5 protein-coding genes are annotated in these 3,551 nt (G+C 72.0%); 3 read left to right on the top strand and 2 right to left on the bottom strand.

What is annotated here, in order from left to right:
- A partial coding sequence (locus tag ACLFOB_RS14665; protein WP_410926565.1) for a calcium-binding protein occupies window positions 1–806 on the top strand: 806 nt, incomplete at its 5' end.
- 160 nt (window positions 807–966) lie between these two features.
- The gene (locus tag ACLFOB_RS14660; protein WP_410926564.1) at window positions 967–1,323 is read left to right on the top strand and encodes an NAD-binding protein; all 357 of its coding nucleotides are present in this window, start codon (window positions 967–969) and stop codon (window positions 1,321–1,323) included.
- Window positions 1,324–1,347: 24 nt separating this feature from the next.
- On the opposite strand, the gene htpX is transcribed toward ACLFOB_RS14660, so the two are convergent.
- Window positions 1,348–2,241 (bottom strand): zinc metalloprotease HtpX, encoded by an 894-nt coding sequence (htpX, locus tag ACLFOB_RS14655; RefSeq protein WP_410926563.1) that lies wholly within the window; start codon window positions 2,239–2,241, stop codon window positions 1,348–1,350.
- Window positions 2,242–2,494: 253 nt separating this feature from the next.
- Between htpX and ACLFOB_RS14650 the strand changes: the two genes are divergently transcribed.
- A complete protein-coding gene (locus ACLFOB_RS14650) occupies window positions 2,495–2,818 on the top strand; it encodes a hypothetical protein (protein ID WP_410916740.1) in 324 nt (107 codons plus the stop codon).
- A gap of 283 nt (window positions 2,819–3,101) precedes the next feature.
- Here ACLFOB_RS14650 and ACLFOB_RS14645 read toward each other — a convergent pair.
- Window positions 3,102–3,551 (bottom strand): ABC transporter permease (locus ACLFOB_RS14645; protein ID WP_410926562.1); only part of this gene is annotated, 450 nt, incomplete at its 5' end.

Below are 3,551 nucleotides of genomic sequence, written 5' to 3'. Positions count from 1 at the left end.
ACGGCGGAGCGCAGGACGACACCCTCTGGGGAGGCCCCGGCCGCGATACCCTGACAGGCGGCGATGGCGACGACACCCTTGGCGGCGGAGCGCATGACGACAGGCTCTGGGGCGGTGACGGTGACGACGTGGTATACGGGAGCGCCGGGAACGACGAGCTCGGCGGCGGGCCCGGCCACGACAAGCTGTGGACCGGAAGCGGCGACGACACGGCCTATGGCGCAGGCGGCGACGACCTGATCGGCGGGGCGCGGGGCGAAGACACGATCTGGGCCGGCACAGGGGCGGACACGGTCTATGGGGGCGAGGGTGCCGATCTCATCGGCGGCGGCGGGGGCGCCGACCACCTCTTCGGCGGCGACCACGGCGACACCCTCTACGGAGGTGACGGCGCCGACCGGATCGGCGCCGGCGCCGGCGCGGACGTGGCCTTCGGCGGCGCGGGCGACGACACGCTGCGTGGCGGCGAGGGCGCGGACCGCCTCTACGGCGGCCCGGATGCCGACAGGCTCGAAGGCGGCGCAGGCGACGATACGCTGACGGGCGGCGGCGGCGCCGACCATTTCGTCTTCGTCACCGGAACGGGAAACGACGTGGTGCGCGATTTCGCCGCCGCAGGCGACCTGCTCGATCTCGCAGGCCTCGGCACGATCGCGGGATTCGGCGATCTCCTGACCGATCATCTGAGCGACACGGCGCCGGGCGCACTGATCTCGGCGGGCGCCGACAGCATCCTTCTCGAGGGAGTCGCGGCCAGCGAGATCGGCGCGGGTCTTGCCTACGACGCGGACAGCTTCCTGTTCTGAAACCGTCGTGCCATCAGGGGGGGCTGTTTGCAGCCAGCCGCTTCGCCCGCCCCTGCCGCGAGCGCATCCTGCGCCGCGTGTCCCTCCCCTAGGTCCGCGACCTCCGGCAGATCCCAGGTGCGGCCCTGCGCGCGTACTGCCGCGATGACTCGTCACCCGCATGGGGCGAGTGGGCGCCGGGCAGACGACCAAGCTGGCCAACCGGATCACCTCGGGCTGCACCATGGCCGTGGTGGCCGAGGCAGTGAATTTGGCCAAACGCTCGGGCGTAGGCTACACCCGGTCTAGGGAGGCGCTGGCCGGCAGTTTCGCGGACCCCTTTCAGCTGCTGGCGCCCCGGATGGCGGCGGAGGACTTCGCCGACCCGCCGGGTACGGTCGCCATGATGCGCAAGGATCCCGACCCGGTGGCCCGGGCGGGCGCGGATGCCGTCCCGCCGATGAGCGGCGCCGCGCGCGCATGCGGGAAAGCAGCGAGCAGGGCCGCGCGGATCGGGACATCCAGACCCTCGTGCTGACGAGGGCAGCGCGCGGCCGATCCGTCAGCCCCAGGGGCCTTGGGCGGCGGTCCGGCGCGGCGCCCTGCCGCCGCCTGGACGCTGGCGGGCCATCGCCTCCAGCGCCGCGACCCGGTTTTCCGTCCTGGGGTGCGTCGAGAACAGCGCATCATAGCCGTGCGCGTGCAGCGGGTTGATGATGAACATGTGCGCCGTGGCCGGGTTGCGCTCTGCCGCGTTGTTGTCGATCCGCGAGGCGAAGCCCTGGATGCGCTCGAGCGCCGAGGCCAGCCACAGCGGCTCGCCGCAGATCTCGGCGCCCACGCGGTCGGCCTCGTATTCGCGCGAGCGGCTGATCGCCATCTGCACGAGGCCCGCGGCCAGCGGCGCGAGGAACATCATCGCAATCACCCCGATCAGCCCCAGGGGGCTGTCGCGCCGTCCGCCGAAGAAGAGCGCGAAGTTCGCCAGCATCGAGATCGCGCCGGCGAAGGTCGCGGTGATCGTCATGATCAGCGTGTCGCGGTTCCTGATGTGCGCAAGTTCGTGCGCGATCACGCCTGCGATCTCCTCGCGGCTCAGGCGTTGCATCAGCCCCGTCGTCACCGCGACGGCGGCGTTGTCGGGGTTGCGCCCCGTGGCGAAGGCGTTGGGCTGGTCGGTCTCGATGATGTAGGTGGCGGGCACAGGCATGTCCGCCCGGCGTGCAAGGTCGGCCACCATCGCGCGCAGGTCCTCGCCGTCCGGCCCTTCGGCCAGCCGCGCGCCGTGCATCCGCAGCACCATGCGGTCCGAGTTCCACCAGGAAAAAAGATTCATCCCCGCCGCCACGGCCAGCGCGAGCACCACGCCCGTGGGGCCGGCCAGCAGATAGCCCACGCCCATGAAGAGCGCGGTCATGACCGCCATCAGGACGGCGGTGCGCATGTATCCTGCCATTGCCTTCTCCATGCCCGGATCGGTTGGAATATGGGAAGCGCGCAGAACGACGGCAAGGACGCGGCCCTGGCGCATATCCGTGGCCCCGGCGCAGGATCCGGTTTCCCGAAAGGCAGGCCCCGGTTTGCGCAGGCGTGCCCCTTGCAACGGGCGCCACGGGGCATAGGTCACGCCCGGATGTATCCGCCCGGCCGATCCGGAGCAGGTAAGCCCGCCCGGAGATGTTCTTTTGCCTTTCGCCGAGTCCCCCGCCATGTCCATGCCTTCGCACCGCGACAAGCAGCGCCGGCGGCTCGAGCGGCAGTTCGGCGCGCTGGAGCGCGCCTCGCCGGACAGGGCCCGGCCGCTGTTGCGCTGGGCGCGGCATCCGCAGGCCTGGCTGGTACGGGCGCCGCTCGGCGTGCTTCTGGTCGCCGGCGGGTTGCTGGCGTTTCTGCCTGTCCTCGGCCTCTGGATGTTGCCTGTGGGCCTTCTGCTGCTGGCGGTGGACATGCCGCTGCTGCGCGCGCCGGTCTCGGCGGCCACGATCCGCCTGCGCCGCCGCTGGCAGACGTGGCGCCGCCGCAGGACGCGCTGAACGCACCCCGGGGGAACGCCGCGGCCCCGGTCGGGGGCAGCGGCAGTTGGCGGGAAGGCAGGGTCCCCCATCGTTTGGCGCAGGAGGCCGCGTGCGGAGCCGCTCGCGTGGCGCGCGCCGCGCGTCCGGGCCGATCCCCTTTCGCGTGGAGGAACCCCGCTCTGGCCCGCCGTAACCTTGCCCGCACCGCCGATCCCCTGGCGTGCGGTGGAAGCCGCGGGGCCTGCGCCGGCTGGGCGAGGTCGAGACCGACACGCAGCCGCCGGCGTGCGGTGGGCGGCGCTCAATCCATCGGGCGGCGCTTGCGGACAAGCTGGCTGATCGAGACTGCCACCACCAGGCCGCCGCCGTAGAACAGGTTCTGCACGAAGCTCGGGACACCCATGAAGTTCAGTCCCATGATGCCCGTGGACAGGAAATCGACGGCCACGACGGCGCCAGGCGCGTTGAACCGCCCGGGGTAGAGCGTGGTCGAGCCGAGAAAGGCCGCGGCGAAGGCCGGCAGCAGGAAGGCCAGTGCCGAGGACGGGTCGGCCGAGCCGCGCATGCCGGTATAGAGCACGCCGGCGAGCGCGGCGATGGTGCTCGACGCGATCAGCGCGTCGGCGCGGGCGCGGTTGACGTTGACGCCCGACAGCCGCGCAACCTCGCGCCCGCGACCGACGAACAGCAGCCGCCGGCCCAGCGTGGTGTGCTGGGAGATGTACCAGATCACCGCCGTCAGGATCACGGC

The organism is Rhodosalinus sp. (genome assembly GCF_046542825.1).
Lineage (GTDB): Bacteria > Pseudomonadota > Alphaproteobacteria > Rhodobacterales > Rhodobacteraceae > Rhodosalinus.
The sequence above is the reverse complement of the archived record's forward strand: the minus strand, read 5'-3'. Positions and strand labels throughout refer to the sequence as shown.

Bases quoted from the DNA above. Each gene is read 5' to 3' on its own strand.
- ACLFOB_RS14660 (WP_410926564.1), top strand. From the start codon at position 967: ATGGGGCGAGTGGGCGCCGGGCAGACGACCAAGCTGGCCAACCGGATC.
- htpX (WP_410926563.1), bottom strand. From the start codon at position 2,241: ATGGCAGGATACATGCGCACCGCCGTCCTGATGGCGGTCATGACCGCG.
- ACLFOB_RS14650 (WP_410916740.1), top strand. From the start codon at position 2,495: ATGTCCATGCCTTCGCACCGCGACAAGCAGCGCCGGCGGCTCGAGCGG.